Source organism: Streptococcus sp. HMSC071D03 (assembly GCF_001812125.1).
Classification (GTDB): Bacteria; Bacillota; Bacilli; order Lactobacillales; family Streptococcaceae; genus Streptococcus; species Streptococcus pseudopneumoniae_N.
The window spans coordinates 1-472 of record NZ_KV807724.1 but is presented as its reverse complement, the minus strand read 5'-3'; the positions used below and the strand labels follow the sequence as shown (position 1 = coordinate 472).

1 pseudogene is annotated in these 472 nt (G+C 41.3%); it reads right to left on the bottom strand.

Features of this window, described 5'->3' with window-relative positions:
* A pseudogene (locus HMPREF2837_RS03425) lies at positions 1 to 472 on the bottom strand (transposase); the annotation flags it as partial.

Sequence of the window (472 nt, the reverse complement as noted above, 5' to 3'; positions counted from 1 at the left end):
ATTTTTCTGGCATAGGGATTACCTCGCTTAGTAATGTGTTCCTTGGCGAGAAAGTTCCCAGATTCATAGTGTCTCAGGTCAATGCCAATAAAAGAGTTGATTTGGTTGGTAGACTGAAAGCGACGAATCTCCCAATTCGCCAATGATAGATGTCGCTGTGGTTTCTGCGATGCCAGGAATTGATCGTAAGATGTCATACTCTGGTAAAGGCTGAGCTAGAGCTACCATGTCGTGTAAGACAACCTGTCTGTGCTCAGAAAGACGAAGCAATTCTTGAGCATAGTAACGAACCTCTTCAAGCATTGGGGAGATTTTCTTGACCGCACAAAAAGATTGTTTAGCGAGTTTTATAAGTTTATCAGTCAGGTAAGCAATACGCTTCTCAGAGATTCGTTTGGAGGTAGATTGACGGATAATCTTACACAATTCATTTTGAGATAGGTTTAATACAAACTCTTTGCATGGAAAAGCC